Annotated in this window: 19 protein-coding genes and 1 pseudogene; 2 read left to right on the forward strand and 18 right to left on the reverse strand. The window is 64.2% G+C overall.

What is annotated here, in order from left to right:
• The 5 genes and pseudogenes from WA702_RS00755 to WA702_RS00775 form a co-directional block, all read right to left on the reverse strand.
• A pseudogene (locus WA702_RS00755) lies at positions 1–214 on the reverse strand (site-specific integrase); the annotation flags it as partial.
• 601 nt (positions 215–815) lie between these two features.
• Positions 816–1955 carry a tlde1 domain-containing protein gene (locus tag WA702_RS00760; RefSeq protein ID WP_425108614.1) on the reverse strand — a complete coding sequence of 380 codons (1140 nt, stop codon included), beginning with the start codon at positions 1953–1955 and terminating at the stop codon, positions 816–818.
• 301 nt (positions 1956–2256) lie between these two features.
• Positions 2257–3774, reverse strand: a complete 1518-nt coding sequence (locus WA702_RS00765; RefSeq protein WP_425108615.1) for a glycosyltransferase family 39 protein — start codon at positions 3772–3774, stop codon at positions 2257–2259.
• The gene (locus WA702_RS00770) at positions 3771–4904 is read right to left on the reverse strand and encodes a glycosyltransferase (RefSeq protein ID WP_425108631.1); all 1134 of its coding nucleotides are present in this window, start codon (positions 4902–4904) and stop codon (positions 3771–3773) included. The genes WA702_RS00765 and WA702_RS00770 overlap by 4 nt, the downstream gene beginning before the upstream one ends.
• Positions 4905–5166: 262 nt before the next feature.
• Entirely contained in the window at positions 5167–5358 is a 192-nt protein-coding gene (locus WA702_RS00775; RefSeq protein ID WP_425108616.1) for a hypothetical protein, read from the reverse strand.
• Positions 5359–5521: 163 nt separating this feature from the next.
• On the opposite strand from WA702_RS00775, the gene WA702_RS00780 reads away from it, so the two are divergent.
• Together WA702_RS00780 and WA702_RS00785 are read left to right on the forward strand one after the other, a co-directional pair.
• A complete protein-coding gene (locus tag WA702_RS00780) occupies positions 5522–6346 on the forward strand; it encodes a DUF72 domain-containing protein (protein WP_425108617.1) in 825 nt (274 codons plus the stop codon).
• An 11-nt stretch (positions 6347–6357) separates the two neighbouring features.
• Positions 6358–6819, forward strand: a complete 462-nt coding sequence (locus WA702_RS00785) for a DUF488 family protein (protein WP_425108618.1) — start codon at positions 6358–6360, stop codon at positions 6817–6819.
• Between the two features lie 18 nt (positions 6820–6837).
• On the opposite strand, the gene WA702_RS00790 is transcribed toward WA702_RS00785, so the two are convergent.
• From WA702_RS00790 to WA702_RS00850, 13 genes are all read right to left on the reverse strand, one after another.
• Entirely contained in the window at positions 6838–8133 is a 1296-nt protein-coding gene (locus WA702_RS00790) for an adenylate/guanylate cyclase domain-containing protein (protein ID WP_425108619.1), read from the reverse strand.
• Between the two features lie 40 nt (positions 8134–8173).
• Positions 8174–9340 (reverse strand): ABC transporter permease, encoded by a 1167-nt coding sequence (locus tag WA702_RS00795; protein WP_425108620.1) that lies wholly within the window; start codon positions 9338–9340, stop codon positions 8174–8176.
• Positions 9337–10272: an ABC transporter ATP-binding protein gene (locus WA702_RS00800; RefSeq protein ID WP_425108621.1), complete on the reverse strand. Its 936-nt coding sequence runs from the start codon at positions 10270–10272 to the stop codon at positions 9337–9339. Before WA702_RS00800 ends, WA702_RS00795 begins: the two co-directional genes overlap by 4 nt.
• Positions 10269–11045 (reverse strand): HlyD family secretion protein, encoded by a 777-nt coding sequence (locus tag WA702_RS00805; protein WP_425108622.1) that lies wholly within the window; start codon positions 11043–11045, stop codon positions 10269–10271. Before WA702_RS00805 ends, WA702_RS00800 begins: the two co-directional genes overlap by 4 nt.
• Entirely contained in the window at positions 11042–11746 is a 705-nt protein-coding gene (locus WA702_RS00810) for a TetR/AcrR family transcriptional regulator (RefSeq protein WP_425108623.1), read from the reverse strand. Before WA702_RS00810 ends, WA702_RS00805 begins: the two co-directional genes overlap by 4 nt.
• 531 nt (positions 11747–12277) lie before the next feature.
• Positions 12278–12715 (reverse strand): hypothetical protein, encoded by a 438-nt coding sequence (locus WA702_RS00815; RefSeq protein ID WP_425108624.1) that lies wholly within the window; start codon positions 12713–12715, stop codon positions 12278–12280.
• Between the two features lie 34 nt (positions 12716–12749).
• On the reverse strand, positions 12750–13118 hold the full coding sequence (locus tag WA702_RS00820) for a hypothetical protein (protein ID WP_425108625.1): 369 nt from the start codon (positions 13116–13118) through the stop codon (positions 12750–12752).
• A 505-nt stretch (positions 13119–13623) separates the two neighbouring features.
• On the reverse strand, positions 13624–14037 hold the full coding sequence (locus WA702_RS00825) for a DUF2000 family protein (RefSeq protein ID WP_425108626.1): 414 nt from the start codon (positions 14035–14037) through the stop codon (positions 13624–13626).
• A gap of 83 nt (positions 14038–14120) precedes the next feature.
• Positions 14121–14456 (reverse strand): DUF4189 domain-containing protein, encoded by a 336-nt coding sequence (locus WA702_RS00830; RefSeq protein ID WP_425108632.1) that lies wholly within the window; start codon positions 14454–14456, stop codon positions 14121–14123.
• 231 nt (positions 14457–14687) lie between these two features.
• The gene (locus WA702_RS00835; protein ID WP_425108627.1) at positions 14688–16295 is read right to left on the reverse strand and encodes an NTP transferase domain-containing protein; all 1608 of its coding nucleotides are present in this window, start codon (positions 16293–16295) and stop codon (positions 14688–14690) included.
• Positions 16292–16993 carry an XdhC family protein gene (locus WA702_RS00840; RefSeq protein WP_425108628.1) on the reverse strand — a complete coding sequence of 234 codons (702 nt, stop codon included), beginning with the start codon at positions 16991–16993 and terminating at the stop codon, positions 16292–16294. Before WA702_RS00840 ends, WA702_RS00835 begins: the two co-directional genes overlap by 4 nt.
• Positions 16994–17326, reverse strand: coding sequence for an XdhC family protein (locus tag WA702_RS00845; protein ID WP_425108629.1), 333 nt, complete (start codon positions 17324–17326; stop codon positions 16994–16996).
• Between the two features lie 10 nt (positions 17327–17336).
• The coding region (locus WA702_RS00850) for a vWA domain-containing protein (protein WP_425108630.1) at positions 17337–18512 on the reverse strand (1176 nt) is incomplete at its 5' end.

The following is an 18512-nucleotide window of genomic DNA, read 5'->3' on the forward strand; positions in this document are numbered from 1 at the left end:
CGTCGTAATCGTCCGCGAGCGCGATGGCTTTGGTCCAATATTTGCCGTGACCGTTGCTGGCCTTGATCACCCAAGTGCCGGCAGCGACGTTGCGCCGGTAGAGCAACGAGACGCCGCGTGCCAATGAAGGGCCGTTGTAAGGCCGTCTGCGAACCTGCAGCTTTAAGCGAGCGCTCCGGCTCTCCAGTGCGCTGTGACGAACTTTGCGTGCCATGATCGTGTCTCGTGTCTCGGAAGTGTCGCGATGGTGTGTGCGACGGCGTGTGGAGGGTCGTGGCACGATATGGCGACAGTTATCGATTAATCAATGGGTTAGGCGGCCCACCGCGCTCTCTACAAACCCACTCGGATATTTATTTTCCATCGCGCAGGGAGGGCCGGATGTTCGGCTCGTACCTGTGGTTCCTTCCCCGTGCATTTTTCACGCACGGGGGCCGCGGGTGCGAACGGCACCCGGCCTTCCCTGCGCCCTCTCTTTTGGAGGGCACAACGCCTCGCAGCACTCGGGCAGATCATGCCGCGAGAATGCGAACGTATGTTCGGCTGTTTGCAATAGTGGAGAAGACGTTCGTTGAAATCGAGGCGAGCGCCTCAGCCGCGCTCGTCATTCCGGGGCGCGCGAAGCGTGAGCCCGGAATCCATAACCACATGCCGGAGTTTGCGGCGCGGATGCATCCACCAGCGGATCCGAACAAATCCGTCCCGGAGTATGGATTGCGGGCTCGCCCGACAGGCGCCCCGGAATGACGACGTGGAGGCAGGTGGGATGAAAAAAGAGGGGCAAGCAGCGCAGCCGCCTGCCCTCATCCAACTCACTAGATGTGGGCGACCACGGCGAGCTTGCGGATGCCCTTGCTCTTGTAGGCATCGAGGAAGGCGTAGTAGTCGCGGAACGACACGCAGCCGTTGGAATCGCCGCCCGGCCCAAGCATGTAGGTATGCGCGAGCAGGCCGTCGCGGCCATGGATCGACTCGCTGCCGCCGATCGGATTGAGACGCAGCGCCGGCACGCCGTGGAACAGCGCCTCGCGGGGCTTCAGCTCGTAGATGTGCGGCGGGGTGACGCCGCGCATCTTGATGTTCTCGGAGCGCGGATTGTCGAGATTGTCGCCGAGACCGGAATGCGCCTCGAGCTTGCTGCCGTCGGGCAGGTACACCGCGTGGGCCGAGATGTCGTAGACCGCGGTCGAACGGTCATACGGCGCCTGACCGCCCTTGGTCGGATCCTGGCTGATGCTGGAGGTGAAGCTGGCATCGGCCGACGCATAGGCCAGCAAGCCGCCGCCCTGCTGATCGGGCTTGCCCCACAGTCGTTCCTGGATCGAGTGGCGCTCGCCGGTGATCGACAGCACCGCCGCCTTGGCGCGTTCGGTCATCGCGCGCAGCGAGCTCATTCCGCTCCTCGGCGCAGTGCCCTCAGGAGCGGCCCGCGGTGCCTCGGTAGACGGCGTCGCGAGCGCGAGCTGCACCGGCTTGGCGTCCTTCTTCGGCGCTTCGGCGAGCCTCTGGGCCACGGCCGACTTCTCCGGGATCCTCGGCGTCGGCGGCGTGGCTTCCGCGAGCTTCGGCAGCGGCGGCGCGCCGGCGGCAGCGTTGGACGCGACACCATCAGCAATCGCAGCGGCAAAGCGCTGATCGAACATTTCTGACGTGATCGTAGGCACTGACGCCAGCTTGGCGATGGGCGTCTTTGGCAAGGCTTCGAAGGCCTGGCTGACCGCCTCCGCAGTGCTGCGGCTGGCGAGCTTCGGGGTCACGCGGGCGACCGGGTCGTCGTAGCCGGCGGTTCCCAAGGTCGGATAGGCGCTGGCATTGATGATCTTGCTGTAGACCGTCCAGCCACTGCCGGCGACGAGGCACGCGATGGCCGCCCCGCCAATGAGTTTGTGAGACAAGGTTTTCAGGGAGGATTTCCTGCGGTTCCGTGCAGCCAACGCAGCTCTACTCTTACTCATGTACTGACGCCCAGAACGGTGACTCACAAACCCTGACTCGATACCGTGCTGGATCGAACTGCCGCACGGCATCTCGCAAAGACACAGAGCGGCATTAAGGCGAGTTTTAGTTAAATGCGGATTAAGTCCTGGCAGATCCGCCGCGTGTTAGTCTTAACAAGCTCTCTCGCCGCTAATGGCGGCAGAAAAAGGACAAAAATACGGCGCGTTTGCCCGCAAAAGCGCGGTGTCCCGGAATGACACGGGGTTAAGCGCTCCGTAGACCGACCGTATCCGTGCGATGGAATTTGCGAGGTCGGCGTTAACGATCGAGCTCCGGCGGCGGGGAATCGTCGAGCACCTCGCCCTTCGGCTCCGACAGCACGTAGAGCGCATAGGTCTCGATCACCAGCGGTCCGCGCTGACGCGTCAGTTGCGCCGCCTGTTCGATGCGACCAAAGCGCTCGGTCACATAGGGACGCAGGCCAAGCTGGGCCTCGTCGACGAACAGCAGCTTGCCCTTGAGCTCACCGGGATCGGGCGGCGGAAAATTCACCCAGCGAATGCGCTGGATCGCCTGCTGCACGCAGGTGCCGGGCGGCAGATAGAAGCTGAGCCAGGCCGTGGTGCCGTAATCCATCGCGATGACGCAAGACGCACCGGTTCGCGCGCGCACCGCTTCGATGCCATCTGCGAGCTCCCGCCAGCCGACGCCGACGCTGCGCACGGTGGCATCGCGCTTGTAGCCCGAGAGCCAGCCGGTGTTGGCCTGGACGATCAGGGCGACGAACATCGCAATGCCGATCGGCGCAGCCCAGCGCAGGCAGACATCGATGGTGCGCCGCTCGCGCGTCTGCCACGGCACCAGATGGGCGGCGACTGCGGCCGCGACCACGAAGGCCGGATAGATCGGCGCGAACCAGTTGGCCTCGACGCGCGCATGCAGCGCGTGCCAGACGAAATAGGCGACGATGACCCAGACCATCACGTCGATCAGCACGCGCGCCGCCGCCGTTCCCGCGCGTCGCAGGATCAGCGCGTAGAGCCCCATAACGCCGAGGATGAAGATGAGCGGGGTCGCAAAGGCGAACTGAGTCGGGATCAGTTCGGCGATGTAGGCGGGGCGGAAATCCTCGATCCGCGCCCGCCCGAGCTGCTTGATGAAGGAAACCCAGTGATGATCGGCGTTCCACTGGATCACCGGCGAGAAGATCGCCAACGAGACCAGCCCGCCGAGATAGGGCCAGGGCGACAGCAGCCAGTGCCGGTTCTTCGGCACGGCGACCAGCCAGATCAGGATCGCCGCGCCGAAGAACATCGCGGTGTATTTCGCGGTCAGCGCGGCGCCGACCGCAACGCCGACGGCGAGCCACCACGCGCCCCTGCCCGTCTCCAGCACCTTGGCGAGCGCGAGCAGCACGAAGCTCGAGGTGACAAGCAGCGGCGCGTCCGGCGTCACGATCATGGTGCCGACCGCCGCCATCAGGGTGACGTTGAGCAGCAGCGCCGCCGTCGCCGCCGCCCGCACGCTGCCGAACAGAATCTCGGTGCTGCGATAGACCGCGTAGCTCATCGGCAGCGCCGATAGCACCGCGACCAGCCGCACGCCGATCTCGGTATCGCCGGCGATCATGGTGCCGAGCCGGATCACCACTGCGACCAGTGGCGGATGGTCGTAATAGCCGCCCGCCAGATGCTTCGACCACATCCAGTAATAGGCTTCGTCGAAGGTGATCGGCGTGAGCGCCGCTGCGATCAGCCGCAACGCCACCAAGGCTATGATGGTCAGCCAGACGTTGCGGACCAGCCGCGAATCGTCGGCGGCCGGCGCAGAAATCATCGCTTGCGCCAGACGAACAGACCGGAGATCGCGTAGTTCCAGACCACGCCCATCAGCGCGCCGGCGGCACCCGCCAGCCACCAGATCGGCTCCTGGTCATAGACCGAGAAGGCGACGCCGACATTGGCGAACAGTCCGACCGAGCAGACCAGGTAGAACACGAGGAGGCCGCGCAGGATGGCAAAGCCCTTCAGCCGCTGGTCGCGATAGGTCAAGAAATTGTTGAGAACAAAGTTGGTGGTCATGGCCACGAACGCGCCCAGCGCCTGCGCCTCGGTGAACGACATGTCGAGGACGTTGAGGCCGAGAAACAGCGTCGCCAGATGCACGACGAGACCGGTGCCGCCGACCATCGCGAACAGCAGGAAGCGCAGCGACAGCGCGTCGTTGGTCAGCTTGGCGAGCACGAGGCCGAGGAAATCCAGCGCGACCATCGAGTCGAGCTTGCTTTCGCCATGCAGGCGCGTGCCGAAGGTGAAAGGAATTTCCACCGTGCGCAGGCCGCCTTCGGCGCTGGCGAGGATGTCGAGCAGGATCTTGAAGCCCTGGGTCGAGAGCTTGGGCGCGATCTGCTCGAAACGGTCGCGGCGGATCATGAAGAAGCCGCTCATGGGATCGGCGACCGCGACCTTGAGCGCCTGCTGCGCGATCCGGGTCGCGAAAGCGCTTGCGCCCGCGCGCTGCTTGTTGAAGCTCGCCGCACTGCCGCCCTCGATATAGCGGCTGCCGACCACGAGCTCGGCGGCGCCGTCCTGCAGCAGCTTGACCATCTTCGGTAGCTGCGTTTCGTCATGCTGCAAATCGGCATCGATCACGGCGGCATAGGGCGCGCTGGCGGCGAGAATGCCCTCGATGCAGGCGCCGGAGAGGCCGCGCCGGCCGATGCGGCGGATGCAGCGGACGCGCTTGTCGGCGCGCGACAGCTCACGCACCACCTGCCAGGTGCCGTCGGGCGAATTGTCATCGACGAACACGACCTCCCAAGGCATGTCCTTGAAGGTTGCTTCCAACCGCCGGTAGAGCGTGGTCACGTTGTCGCGCTCGTTGAAGGTCGGGACAACGACCGAAACGATCGGCATATCAGCAGGTTGCGGTGGCACTGGCAGAGCCGGTCGGATCACTTCGTTCATGGTGGGCAAGCGTATATCCGCCGCCTCCCGCCATGCCAAGGCCCATACCAACGCCGCCCCGCTCGGGACGCCTAAAAAGCCGACCGTGTGATATCCGGAAAACGCCGGCGCAAAATGGCAACGACCACAAACAAAGGGTGCGCGTACATCCGGCGCTGCCGCTCTGTCGTGGTCGTTTTCGATAACGGAACCCCGGGGGGACTGGGCTCAACGTCGTCGTTGTCAACGATATGGGAACGCCGGATGCGTTCCGCAAGGGCCTCTAGTTCGGCACCTCGCGAACCACAGGGCCGCGCGGCGCCGGTGCGGCCGGAGCGGTCTCCGCGGCAGGCGCTTCGACCTTGACCGGTACCGGCTTCGCGAACGGCCCGACCGGTACGTAATAAAATGCGGCCGCCAGCACGACCGCTGCGACGATGGCGCCGAGAACGCCGCCGATGGACTGCGATGTCATCTCGAATGTCTTTCCTGCTGCCCCACTGAGACAGATACCACGATCTGACCGGGCTGAGGTAGAGCAGCAGGGCCACAGGTCGCGAACTGGTCAAGCCCGCCACCTTGGACTAATCTTGAGGCCTCGACCTCGTCCTCCCCTCACCGTCAAACGGAACTGCCCCGTGAGCAAAGCTCCCACGCGCGCCGCAAAGCGGAAGAGCCACATCTATATCGGTATCGGCGGCTGGACCTTCGCGCCATGGCGCGGCGTGTTCTATCCCGAGAAGCTGCCGCAATCGAAGGAGCTGGAATATGCCGGCTCCAAGCTGACCTCGATCGAGATCAACGGCACCTATTACGGCTCGCAGAAGCCGGAGAGCTTTCGCAAATGGGCGCGCGAGGTGCCGGACGGCTTCGTATTCTCGCTGAAGGGACCGCGCTTCGCCACCAACCGCCGCGTGCTGGCGGAAGCCGGCGATCCCGTGAAGCGCTTCTACGACACCGGCGTGCTTGAGCTCGGCGATCGCTTAGGGCCCGTGCTCTGGCAGTTCGCACCGACCAAGAAATTCGACGAGGCGGATTTCGGCGCATTCCTGGAGCTGTTGCCGCGCGAGCTCGACGGCCACAAATTACGCCATGTGGTCGAGGTGCGGCACGACAGTTTTTGCGTGCCGGAGTTCGTCGCCCTGCTCCGCCAGTTCGAGACGCCCGTGGTGTTTGCCGAGCACGGCAAATACCCGGCGATATCCGATGTCACCGGTGATTTCGTCTATGCCCGGCTGCAGAAGGGCGATGACGAGATCAAGACCTGCTATCCGCCCAAGCAACTCGATGCCTGGGCCAAGCGTTTCCAATTATGGGCCGAGGGCGGCGAACCGGACGATTTGCCGCGCGTTGGCGACAAGCCCGCGAAGAAAGTGCCACGCGACGTGTTCGCTTACGTGATTCACGAGGGCAAGGTGCGCGCACCCGAGGGCGCGATGGAGCTGATCAAGCGAGTCGGTTGAGGTGGATGGTCATGGCCAAGGCAAAAACGCTGTTCACCATCGGCTATGAGCAGACGCCGGCCAAGGCAGTGCTCGACGAGTTGCAGGGTGCCGGCGTCAAGCTGCTGGTCGACGTGCGCGCGGTGGCGTCGTCGCGACGGCCGGGCTTCTCCAAGAGCCAGCTCGCCGCCGGCCTCGACGAGCGCGGCATTGCTTACGTTCACCTCCGCGGGCTCGGCACTCCGAAGGACGGCCGCGAGGCCGCGCGCAGCGGCCATTATGAGACCTTGCGCAGGATCTACGACGCGCATCTGAAGACGCCGCAGGCCAAGGAGCAGCTCGACGAATTGTCGGCGCTGGTGAAGACATCAGGCCCGATTTGCCTGCTCTGCTATGAGCGCGACCACGCCCATTGCCACCGGCAGATGATCGCGGAAATCATCGAAGACCGCGATCATGTGAAGATCGAAAATTTGGTTGCGCCGCAGCTGTAGATCGCAAGGCGCCCGCGCCTACCCCAGCTGCCAGACCTCGACCGGATGGTCATAGCCGCGCACCGGGACCTCGCCGAGCGAGCGCGCCTCGCATTCCGTCTCGCCCAATGCGGCGCGCACCTCCGACGAGATCAGGAGCTGCGAGCCGAACTCCTTGTTGAGCGCCTCGAGCCGCGAGGCGAAATTCACGGTGTCCCCGATCACGGTGTATTCCTTGCGCCGCGGCGAGCCGATGCTGCCGGCGACGACCTCGCCGAGATGAATGCCGATGCCAATCCGCAATGGCCAGTCGGTATCGACGTTGACATCCGTCATGGCTGCCAGCATCTCGCGCCCCGCAGCGACCGCATGGCGTGCGGCATCCGGCGTCTCGAACGGCGCACCGAACAGCGCCAGGAAACCGTCGCCGAGGAACTTGTTGACGATGCCACCATGGGCCTCGAGCTTTTCGACCAGCACCGCGAAGGCGCCGTCGAGCCGGTCCACCACCTGCTGCGGCGTGCGCGATTGCGCTGCCGCGGTGAAGCCGCGGAAATCGGCGAACATCACGGCCACCCTTCGGATGTCAGTGGCGCCCGAGGTGCCCTCCGCCATCAGCCGCTCCACCACCTGCGGCGAGACATGCTGGCCGAACAGGCTAGTGACGCGATCGCGCGCCGTCGCAGCCAGAATGCTGGCCGCGAACTGCCGGCGCAGTTGCAGGCCGACCGCTCCGGCGAGCACGCCGCAGATCAGGATGGTCACGCTGCGGGCGATATCGAAATAGAGCTCGGGTTCAGCGCCGTCGGCGACGCGGAAGTGCATGGCGATTGCGAGCAGTTCGGCAGCGGCAACGAAGCCAGTGAATGCCGAGAGCCAGAGATCGAGCCGCAGGGTCGAGCTGATGACGAAGATGAAATAGGCGAACGGCATCACGAAGCCCAACGCCTTGTCCGCGCCCATGCTGTCGATCTGCAGGATCAAGACAACCGACGGCAGCGAGGTCTCGATAAACGCGCTGACGTAGCGGCGAAACGGCGGGACGTCGCGATCACGCTTCAAATAGAGCGCAATCTGGGAATGGACCCACCATTCGAACAGGATGAACGCGAGCAGGATCGCCTGCGTGAGGATGGCCCGGCGACCGGTCTGGTAGACATGCGCGACCACTTCAGGTTCGAAGATATCGATCAGGCTGAGCAGGACCAGGAACAGCGCCGCGGTCACGATCAGCACCTTGACGCGCAGCTGTTGCGTCAATAGCAACTCGCGCACCAACGACCGATTGAACTCGGCCGATACGTCACCCACCCCGTCCCTGCCCCACCAGCTCATCGCGCCATGATCGCTCTCTTCGTTGCGGCACCATTGTGCCTCAATCCAGCGTCCGGCGGAAGCGCAACACGGCGATCGTCATCGCAAACAGCATCAGCCCCAGCAGGGCCAGCGCATCATATTGCAGATTGTGCAGGGTCGAGCCCTTCAGCATGATCGCCCTGACGATGCGCAGATAATGCGTCAGCGGCAGGCACTCGCCGACATATTGCGCCCATCGCGGCATGCCTAGGAACGGAAACATGAAGCCGGAGAGCAGGATGCTCGGCAGGAAGAACATGATCGAGAGTTGCATCGCCTGCAACTGGTTCTGCGCCAGGGTCGAGAAGGTGTAGCCAATCGCAAGGTTGGCGGCGATGAACAGCGTCGAAAGCATGGCCAGCAGCGTGAGGCTGCCGAAGATGGGAACGCCGAACAGCAGCACACCGATGCCGAGGATGATCGCGGCCTGCAGGAAGCCGACGATCACATAAGGGACGATCTTGCCCAGCATGACCTCGATTGGCTTGATCGGCATCGACAGCAGGCTCTCCATGGTGCCGCGCTCGATCTCGCGCGTTACCGACAGCGCCGTGAAGATCAGCATGGTCATGGTCAGGATGGTGCCGACCAGTCCGGGCACGATGTTGAGCCGCGACGAGGCCGCCGGATTGTAGCGCGCATGCGCGCGGATCTCGAACGGTAGCGAGATCGGATCGCCGGCGTAGAGATCATGGCTGAGCGCGGTCTGCACGATGGTGCCGAGCGAGGACAGCGCCGAGGATGCCGCCACCGGATCGGTCGCGTCGGCCGCAATCAGCAGCGCCGGCCGGTCGCCGCGACGCACGGCGCGTTCGAAGCCGCGCGGGATCTCGATCCCGAACAGCACCTTGCCTGACAGCAGCAGGTCGTCGAACTCGTCGACATTGTGGACCTCCTCGGTGAAGCGGAAATAAGCGGTGTTCTCCAGCGCTTTCAGGATCGAGCGGCCGAGATCGGTATCCTCCTGCAGCAGCACCGCGGTCGGCAGATGATGCGGCGTGGTGTTGATGGCATAGCCGAACAGCAGCAGCTGCATCACCGGAAGCATCACGATCATTCCGAATGACACCCGGTCGCGGCGGAGCTGAATGAATTCCTTCACCACCATCGCGTAAGTGCGGCGCCAGAAGCCGAACCGCGGCTCGCGCGTTGCGTCCGCCCGCGCATGGGTCTCCGCCCCGCTCATTGGAAATTGTCCTTCGAGCGGTTCATGAGATCGATGAAGACATCTTCCAGCGACGGCGACGCCTGCTGCCAATGCAGGCCCGGTTTGTTGCGCCAGGGCGCGATGCTTGCCTCCAGCGCCGCCTTGTCGCGGCCGGAGACGTGCAGGCTGGTGCCGAACGGCGCCACCATGTCGATGCCGGGCTTGCCGGCCAGCGCATCCGCAAGCTCTCGCGTGTCGTCGCCGTTTACTGTCCAGGTCGTCAGCGCCGACTGCGCGATCACTTCCTCCACCGAGCCGCGCGCCAGCAGATGGCCATAGGCGATGTAAGCGATCTCATGGCAGCGCTCGGCCTCGTCCATGTAATGGGTCGAGACCAGCACGGTCAGCCCTTCGGCGGCAAGGGCATGAATCTCGTTCCAGAAGTCGCGCCTCGCCTTCGGATCGACGCCGGCGGTCGGCTCGTCCAACAGCAGCAGCTCCGGATTGGGCAAGGTACAGGCGCCAAGCGCCAGCCGCTGCTTCCAGCCGCCGGATAACTCGCCGGCGAGTTGCTCCTCGCGGCCATTGAGGCCGAGCCGCTTGACCATCTCGCGCGCGGCGCCGCGCGCGTCGGGCACGCCATAGAGGCGCGCGACGAATTCCAGGTTTTCCCGCACCGAGAGATCCTGATAGAGGCTGAAGCGCTGCGTCATGTAGCCGACCCGACGCTTGATCTTGTCGGCGTCGCGACGGATGTCGAAGCCGAGGCACGTCCCCTCGCCGCTGTCGGGCGTCAGCAGGCCGCACAGCATGCGGATAGTCGTGGTCTTGCCGGAGCCGTTCGGACCGAGGAATCCGTAGATCGAGCCGCGCTTCACCTGCATCGACAGGTCATGGACGACCTCGCGGCCACCGAACGATTTGGCCAGGCCGTGGACGTCGATCGCAATCGCGGCGTCGGAGCCGGTCATCGCCTGTCCGCCACCGGCGTCTTGGCGCTGGGATAGATGCTGACAGGTTGGCCGACGCGCAGCGCATCGGGTTTCGCGGGCCGTGACTGGATCAGATAGACCAGCTTGTTGCGCTCATCGAGGCTGTAGATGACCGGCGGCGTGTATTCCGCCGATGTCGCGATGAAGTAGACGCGCGCGGTGAGGTCGGCGGCGCAATTGTCGCAAGTGACCCGCACCTCGTCCCCGATCGCAAATTTCGGCAGGTCTGTCTCGGACACATAGAAGCGCAGCTTCATGTTGCCGGGCGGCATGATCGAGAGCACCGGCCGCCCGGCCGCAACCATCTCGCCTTCACGGAAATAGATCTGCTGCACGATGCCGGCCACGGGCGCGAACCCGCTGCGGCGCGCCAGCCGCGTCTGCGAGCTCACGACGCGGGCCTCGGCCACGCGCAGTGACGACACGGCCGAGTCCAATGTCGCTTGGGTGCCCGCGCCGGTCTTGCTCAGTGCCGCCGCGCGATCATAGGTCTGCTGCGCGTTGGCGAGCGTCGCCTTGTTCTGGTTAAGGTCGGCCTGCTGCAGATCGTCGTCGACCGCATACAGATGATCGCCGACCTTGACCTCGTCGCCCTCGCGGACGTCGAGCTTGGTCACCCGCCCGGACTCGTCGGGACTGACGAAGATCATGTCGGCCTCGACCCAGCCCTGATAACCGGGATCGCGCTTCTCGTTGCAGCCCACCAACGCAGCGGCGAGCGCCAGTATCGCGATATGGCGCCACAAGCTCATGTCGCATTCCTTTCGCCGAAAATCAGGTCCAGGTGCGTGTGAAGCATTGCTTCGGCATCGAGCGGCGCATGGTGCTCGAACAGGCTCTTCCAGATCACCGCGATCATCGCCGGGGCGATCACGATCTGGGGGAATTGCATGAGCTTCGACTGCCGGATCTCGCCGCGCGCGACGGCAAGCTCGAGCAGGGCGCGCAAGGCGGCGAGGCCGCGCGACACCACCTCGCGATAGTAAAAGTCGGCGATCGCTGGAAACCGCGGCCCCTCGGCCACGATCAGACGGACGAGGTCGCCGCGACGGGTGGTCGCCACCTCATGGATGAACATCCGCGCCATGGCTTCGACGACGTCCCGCACGGAGCCGGTGATCATCGGTGGCGCGGTCATCCGGTTCACGAACGGCACGATGGCGGTACGGATCAATTCCTCGAACATCGATTCCTTGTCCTTGAAATGCAGGTAGATCGTGCCCTTGGCGACGCCGGCGCGCTTGGCGACGTCATCGAGCCGCGTCGCCGCAAAGCCGCGTGCGATGAACTCCTCCATCGCCGCCTCCACTATCGCCGCGCGGCGCTCCGCTGCGCGTTCGGTCCGCCCCGCTGGCGGCCGGTGCGCCCCCGCTCTGGTCGGTGCAGTGCGCGCTTTTGCCTGCCGCGGCTCCGATGCCCTGCCCGAAGTCGATGCCGTTTTCCGTGTCGTCATTTTCGAAAAATGACTGACTGGTCAGTCATTGTCAAGATGAGTAATGCCGAGGGCGCGGATTTGGCAGAAGCTGGCCTTGATTGGGATCAAACGACTGAAGGCTTGTTGTTTGGACACGATGCCGAGCGGGGCGCGATGTGACAGATCGTGAACTCAGGCTGCGAAGATGTGGTCGACGCCGTACGCCCGGTTGCGAATGACCGGACTCGGCAGATCGTGAGCGGTGCGTGCGGCCGCAGCCCCGCTGGCCTCATCCCGCGTGACTGCGAATAGGTCCGCGGTGTCGCACGCGAGCCCGACGCTGGCCAAGGCGCGTCCGAGTTCGTGCCATGCTGCCGAACCACGAATGGGCGGCAGATCTCAGCGGTGATGCCCATCGTGCGCGCTGCCCTCCTCTCCACAGAGATCAGCGGACGCGCAGATCCACCGCAATCAGATGTCACACTGTTGCACCAACCCGCCTTGCGTTCGCTGATCCCAAGATTGGCGAACGCAAGGCATCAATCCACAAACGATGATAATACCGTCATATTACGCGGCGACTTGAGCGAGTTCGGCCGCTTGAGCAAACGGTTCAAGAGGCGCCTGCCAGCATGTCTCCTTGTCCCGGCTGACGCTCGAATCGGCGTATTCGTTATCGAACGTCAAATTCACATTCTCCCACACGTTGCGATATCGCTCCGGCAGGAAATGTTTGACGGCGAAAAGCGTCGGACGGCGATCGCCAAATGCCGATCGTTGAATCAGGATACCCTCCGGAACGACGATTCCGCGCGCCGCAAGTGCGGCTTCGTCCAGAAGCACTTCCTGGATGAAGGCCGGCCGTCGACGCGGATCGAGGCTCATCAATTCCTCGAAAACCGACCTGAATTCGAGTGAGGAAACGAACGAGATGAGCTTGTCATAATGCTCGCTCATGACCCTTTGCAGTTCGTCCGCACCATAATCGAGATGTGCATAATGGTTCATTGTCACTGGCCCTCGCGTCCCGTGTCGACGACTGTCACGTGCCGCCGCCAGCACAACCGCACACGGTGCCTGCACCGCCGCCTGCGCAGCCACTGACCGCGTTCCCTGCCAAACTGGCCGGGCGTGGCGGCGGATCGCCGCTGTACGGTCCAAGATCGATCGTCTTTTTGTTGAGCTTGTCCTCGAACACCCGGCTGGTGATCCGGAATCCTTCGGGAAGTTGCGCGCCGGCTGACTTCAGGCTTTCGAGCGACATCAAGTTACCCGCCTCCGCGTGAGAAGCGCCGGCGGCGGCCTTCTCGCGAAATTGCCGCATCTGTTCGATGACCTCGGGCGAGGTAATCGTCTTGATCAGTTCCTGCGTAACCTTTTGAAGATGTGCGATGTCGGTGGGGTCTGTCATTTTGAGCTCCTAAATGCGGAAGTGACAGCAATGGTGTAGATCGAAGGTTCTGTATGATGAGCTTATGGACGCGCATCGTCATTGGGTCGGAAACCTGCCCTAGGAATGGCAGCCCCGACCGAGGTAAATCTTCTGATGCAGTGAACTATGGATCGCTGTAGCGTCGTCGTTTCGGCTAACTAATTACCTGGGGAGGCACAAAATGTGGTCACCAGGCCTATGCAGGAATATTTTGCCCTTACACGCCGATTTGCACCCGCTCATTTGAAAATCAAATGAGACCGAACAATCAATAAGATTGATAAATCACGCTCATAAAAGGTAGACGCAGCAACTACTATAACGCGATGACTTCAGATTGCAACCATGAATCGCACGGGAGTTTTTTTCCCGTTCGCGGAACCGACTACCTTCGTATCGGCGGCGCTCGTCTTGATTGCGAAGCAGGCAAGCGACGAACAAGCGACGCCCGCGAGGTTGGCGGACCTCGTCACGCAAACATTCATCAGCTGTGGAATTTCAGTCCGTCGACGATCTTGTCGACCACCTTGCGCTCGGCGCGGAGGGCGAGTCCGACCAGGTTGAGATCGGCGCGCGCGACCGCCTTGACCGCGGCGCGGTTGCCCTCGTCATGCGTGGTCTTGAACATGTCCTCGGTGTAAACAGCGCATTTGGCGCCACGCGCCAGGGCACGTTCAAGCGCACGCGACAGCGCCGCGCCGTCGGGCGCGCCATAGATCAGGATCGGCTGGCCGATCAGGGCGTGATATTGCGTGCCGGAGCCATCCTCGTAGGGCGCGCCGATGCACTCAGGATAGGCTGCTGCGATGCCGCTCGACAGGAAGGCCGCGACATTCAGTTTCTGCCAGGCTTCGAGATCGGTCCTAATGACCAACGCGATCTTGGTGTCGAACAGCATGCGGCTCCCTCAAACAACGTCATGTCGGACTTGGCACGTCAGCGCCAGATTCGGACTGACCATCGTCGACGCAGCGGTTCCGTTCAACCCTTGGCGTCGCAGACCCAAGCGCGGATGACGCATTCCTTGCCGCCATATTTGTAGCACTCGCGCGTTGCCTCGTTGAGCGACGCCGAGATCTTCGGCCGCACTGCGTAGCCGTGCGGGCCGCAGGGATTGGTCATATCGACGGAAAATGCGGCGCAGGCCTTCTTCATCGTGACGGCCGTGCAATTGCCTTTGCACTGCTTGAGCGCGGCTTCCTTGGCCTGGCTCTCGGCCGGATAATCGTAAGCCTGGCCATAGGCAGCGCATTGGCCGATCGCGAACGCGCCCGCGGCGTTCGCCGCACCGATGAAATTCTCGCCGCCGAAGCCCATGGCTCTGACCGCGAGTGTCAGTCCAAAAACAAAAAGCGCGAAGCGTCGCGCTGGCCGTGAAACGATCACGTTCCCCTCCCCCGAGGTCCACGAGGAAAATCTAGCCGGGCGGTCGTTTCAACTTGGTGAACGGGAGATTGAAATCGGGAAACGTCGATCCGTCGCCCGGACGAGCGGAGCGACATCCGGGGTGGTCCCGCGTGTCGCTTACGCTCACGCGGGCTACAAGCCTCACGCCTGCCGTGCCGCTTCCAGCGCCTGCGGCGTGTCGATGTCGAGGAAGGCGCCGTCACCTTCGACCGGCACTTCGGCCACCGCTTCGGCATGCTTGGCGATCAGGTGCCGCGCGCCGATATCACCATCGAGCGTCATCAGCTCCTGGAAGAAGCGTCGCGACCACAACACCGGATTGCCACGGCGTCCCTCCGAGACCGGTACCACGATCAGATTACCGCGGTCGGGCGCAAAGGCCGCGATCAGGTTATCGAGCAGCAGCGAGGAGACCATCGGCATGTCGCCGAGACACACGACAGCACCATCGGTCTCCTTCGACACCGCAGCAATGCCGGCCTTGACCGAGCTTGCCAGCCCGCCGGCGAAATCCGGATTGCGCACGAACCTGACATCGAGCCCTGAGAGCGCCTGCTCGACCAGCTCGGCCTGATGGCCGGTGACGACGATGACCTCGCTGGCCTTCGAGGCCAGCGCCTGCTCGGTGACGATGCGCACCAGCTTCCTGCCTTCGAGTTCGGCCAGCAGCTTGTTCGGACCGCCCATGCGGGTCGAACGCCCCGCCGCGAGAACGATGGCCGCGACCTTGCGTTGTTCGCCGTCGGCTTCAGGCTTGGCGCGCGGCTGCGGCCGCGTCACGATTTCCATCAGCAGCCCGCCGACGCCCAGGCCCATCAGCTCGTTACGGGTGACTTTGATGCCGGCGAGCAGCCGCATCAGCACCCAGTCGAAGCCGTTCTCGACCGGCGAGCGGGCGCAGCCCGGCGCGCCCAGCACCGGCACGTTGCCCGCACTTCCGATCAGCAAGAGGTTGCCGGGATCGACCGGCATGCCGAAATGCTCGATTCGTCCGCCGATCCCGGTGATGGCGGCCGGGATCACGTCGCGACGGTCGGCAATCGCCGACGCCCCGAACACGATGACGAGCTCGGCCCCCAGCGACAGCATCTCCTGGACAGCGGCGGCCAGCGCCGCCTCCTCATGCGGTACGCGGCGCTCGGCAATGATGGCAGCGCCGGCGGGCGCCAGCCGCTCGGCAGTGACGCGCAAGGTCTTGTCGATCACCTTGGACGCCAGGCCCGGCAGGATGGTCGAGACGATCCCAACCCGCTTGATGACATAGGGTGCGATCGTCAGCGCATCACGGCCGGCAGCCGCGACCGCGGCATCGCACAGGCTGCTTTCGACACCGAACGGGATCAGCTTGACGGTCGCGACCATCTCGCCTTCGACCACCGGCTTGAACGCTTCAAGCGTCGCGAAAGTGATGGCCTCGTCGACCGCGTTGATACGGTCGACCGCGGCACGGTCGATCACCAGCACGCCGGCATGCGCTGCGAACAGATTGGCACGGCCGGTGAAGGCACGGTCAACATGGATGCCGTCGCCCGCGACGGCCTTGGCGATGCTGCCGGCGGCCTGATCCTCGGAGATGTCGCCGTCCTCGAGGCGGACCACGACAATCTCCTTGACGGCTTCCTTGGTGAGGGCCGCGACCTCGGCCGCACCGATCGTGGTGCCCTTCTTCAGCACCAGGGAGCCCTGACGCAAGGTGTGCACGGTCACCCCGCCAATCGCATCCGCCGGACTGGCAGGTCCGAATTTCATGCCGCCGCTTCCTTCGCGCGGGGTGGCAACCGCAGGGTCGCAGTGATCTGCGCCATGATCGAAACGGCGATCTCCGCCGGCGAGACGGCGCCGATCGCAAGCCCGATCGGGGCGTGGATGCGCGCGATGTCGACATCGCTGGCACCCTGTCCGCGCAGCCGATCGCCGCGTTTGGCGTGGGTCTTCCGCGAGCCCAACGCGCCGATATAGAAGCAGTCGCGCGCAAAGGCATGCAGCAGCGCCGGATCGTCGATCTTCGGATCGTGGGTCAGCGCAACGAATGCCGTGTAATGGTCGATGTTGAGCGGCGGCAGCGCCACGTCGGGCCATTCCGCAATCAACGGCACGTCGGGGAAGCGCTCCGGGCTTGCGAACGCCGTGCGCGGATCGACGACGGTGACGTCATAGCCGAGCGACTGCGCGATCGGCGCCAAGGCCTGGCTGATATGGACCGCACCGACGATGACGAGCCGCGCCGTCGGCGCGTAGACATTGAGAAATAGCCGCTTGCCGGCGGCCTCGATCATGCCGCTCTTGCCCATCCGTAGCTGGGCCGCAAGCTCGGCCTGCAGCGGGTCGGCGGCAATGTCCTTGACCTTCACCAGCCGCTGCTCGCCGGAGGCGACATCGGTGACAAGGATCGCCGGGCGACGCGCGGCGCGCTCAACATTGAGTTCGGCAAGCGTGGCGAGCTGCATTTAGCCGACCTTCTCGACGAAGACGCGGATGGTGCCGCCGCAGGACAGCCCGACATTCCAGGCGGTCTCGTCAGCGACGCCGAACTCCAGCATCTTGGGGGCACCGCTCTCGATCACGTCCATCGCTTCGGTGACGACGGCGCCCTCGACGCAGCCGCCCGAGACCGAGCCTAAGAACGTGCCGTCGTCGTTGATGACGAGGTTGGAGCCCGCCGGCCGCGGTGCCGAGCCCCACGTCTCGACCACGGTGGCGAGCGCCACGCCATGGCCGGCCTTCCGCCAGTCCTCCGCAGCTTTCAGGATGTCCTCGTCGCGGTTGAGCGTGGCTGTCATGTGAGTCTCCCTAGGCGGCGGGGCGGATCGCGCTGCGGTGATGCGGCGGCAATGGCGACGACAGCGCCGAGATCAGTCCCTCTATCGAACTCAAATTATGTACCGGGCGAAATTCGTCAACGTGGGGCAGCATCATTTTGATGCCCTGAGCCTTGGCTTCGAAGCCGCTATAGCGCAACAGCGGGTTGAGCCAGATCAGCCGGCGGCAGGAGCGGTGCAGCCGGTCCATCTCGAAGGCGAGCTTGGCGTCGGCCTCGCGCTCCAGCCCGTCGGAGATCAAGAGCACGATGGCGCCCTGCCCGAGCACCCGCCGCGCCCACAATTTGTTGAAACTATGCAGCGAGGTCGCGATCCGGGTGCCGCCGGCCCAGTCCTCGACGGAGGCCGAGCAGCTCGCCAGCGCCTCGTCGGGGTCGCGCTGCCGCAGCGCCCGCGTCACATTGGTCAGCCGGGTACCGAACAGGAACACCGAGACGCGCTTGCGAGCATCGGTGATCGCGTGCAGGAAGTGCAGAAACAGCCGGGTGTATTCGCTCATCGAGCCAGAGATATCGAGCAGTGCCACGATCGGCGCCGGCTTTTGAAGCCGCCCCAGCCGATGAAAATTGATGATCTCCCCCTCGGTGCGCAACGCCTGGCGCAGCGTCTTGCGCATGTCGATGCGGTGACCGCGTGGGTTTGGCCGGTAGCGGCGCGTCTTCAGCTCGGTCTGTGGCAGCCGCATGTTGGCGATCGCGCGCGTCGCCTGCGCGATCTCCGCCGCGCTCATCTGCGCGAAGTCCTTCTTCTGCAGCAGTTCGCGGTCGGACACCGCCAGCCGCAGATCCTGCTCCTGAGCCTGCGGCTCCTCATGGATTCGGGGCTGCGCCATCGCCTCCTGGACCCGGCGCGAGGCCGGCGGCGGCTTCTTCTTGGCCTGGTCCGGCAGCGGCACCGAATCCAGCATCGATTTCCATTCTTCCGCGGCCCGGAAGAACAGATCGAAGGCCTGGGCGAAGATCAGCGCGTGCTCGCGGCGCTTGACGAAGATCGCCTCAAGAGTGGTGAATACGTCGGCACGCTTGCCGATGTCGATCGCCTCCAGCGCCGTCAACGCATCCAGCACCGCGCCGGGCCCGACCGGCAGGCCGGCCGCACGCAGCGCGCGGGCAAAGCCGGTGACGTTGTCGGCCATGGCGCCGGTTGG

Origin of the sequence: Bradyrhizobium sp. (assembly GCF_049798375.1) — a bacterium.
Taxonomy (GTDB): domain Bacteria; phylum Pseudomonadota; class Alphaproteobacteria; order Rhizobiales; family Xanthobacteraceae; genus Bradyrhizobium.

What these genes read in the sequence shown, in the direction of transcription:
- WA702_RS00800 (WP_425108621.1), bottom strand. Translation starts at nt 10,272, where the DNA reads ATGACCGGCTCCGACGCCGCGATTGCGATCGACGTCCACGGCCTGGCC.
- WA702_RS00795 (WP_425108620.1), bottom strand. Translation starts at nt 9,340, where the DNA reads ATGAGCGGGGCGGAGACCCATGCGCGGGCGGACGCAACGCGCGAGCCG.
- WA702_RS00775 (WP_425108616.1), bottom strand. Translation starts at nt 5,358, where the DNA reads ATGACATCGCAGTCCATCGGCGGCGTTCTCGGCGCCATCGTCGCAGCG.
- WA702_RS00845 (WP_425108629.1), bottom strand. Translation starts at nt 17,326, where the DNA reads ATGACAGCCACGCTCAACCGCGACGAGGACATCCTGAAAGCTGCGGAG.
- WA702_RS00770 (WP_425108631.1), bottom strand. Translation starts at nt 4,904, where the DNA reads ATGAACGAAGTGATCCGACCGGCTCTGCCAGTGCCACCGCAACCTGCT.
- WA702_RS00825 (WP_425108626.1), bottom strand. Translation starts at nt 14,037, where the DNA reads ATGCTGTTCGACACCAAGATCGCGTTGGTCATTAGGACCGATCTCGAA.
- WA702_RS00830 (WP_425108632.1), bottom strand. Translation starts at nt 14,456, where the DNA reads ATGGGCTTCGGCGGCGAGAATTTCATCGGTGCGGCGAACGCCGCGGGC.
- WA702_RS00840 (WP_425108628.1), bottom strand. Translation starts at nt 16,993, where the DNA reads ATGCAGCTCGCCACGCTTGCCGAACTCAATGTTGAGCGCGCCGCGCGT.
- WA702_RS00790 (WP_425108619.1), bottom strand. Translation starts at nt 8,133, where the DNA reads ATGAGCTGGTGGGGCAGGGACGGGGTGGGTGACGTATCGGCCGAGTTC.
- WA702_RS00815 (WP_425108624.1), bottom strand. Translation starts at nt 12,715, where the DNA reads ATGAACCATTATGCACATCTCGATTATGGTGCGGACGAACTGCAAAGG.
- WA702_RS00785 (WP_425108618.1), top strand. Translation starts at nt 6,358, where the DNA reads ATGGCCAAGGCAAAAACGCTGTTCACCATCGGCTATGAGCAGACGCCG.
- WA702_RS00805 (WP_425108622.1), bottom strand. Translation starts at nt 11,045, where the DNA reads ATGAGCTTGTGGCGCCATATCGCGATACTGGCGCTCGCCGCTGCGTTG.
- WA702_RS00820 (WP_425108625.1), bottom strand. Translation starts at nt 13,118, where the DNA reads ATGACAGACCCCACCGACATCGCACATCTTCAAAAGGTTACGCAGGAA.
- WA702_RS00765 (WP_425108615.1), bottom strand. Translation starts at nt 3,774, where the DNA reads ATGATTTCTGCGCCGGCCGCCGACGATTCGCGGCTGGTCCGCAACGTC.
- WA702_RS00810 (WP_425108623.1), bottom strand. Translation starts at nt 11,746, where the DNA reads ATGACGACACGGAAAACGGCATCGACTTCGGGCAGGGCATCGGAGCCG.
- WA702_RS00835 (WP_425108627.1), bottom strand. Translation starts at nt 16,295, where the DNA reads ATGAAATTCGGACCTGCCAGTCCGGCGGATGCGATTGGCGGGGTGACC.
- WA702_RS00760 (WP_425108614.1), bottom strand. Translation starts at nt 1,955, where the DNA reads ATGAGTAAGAGTAGAGCTGCGTTGGCTGCACGGAACCGCAGGAAATCC.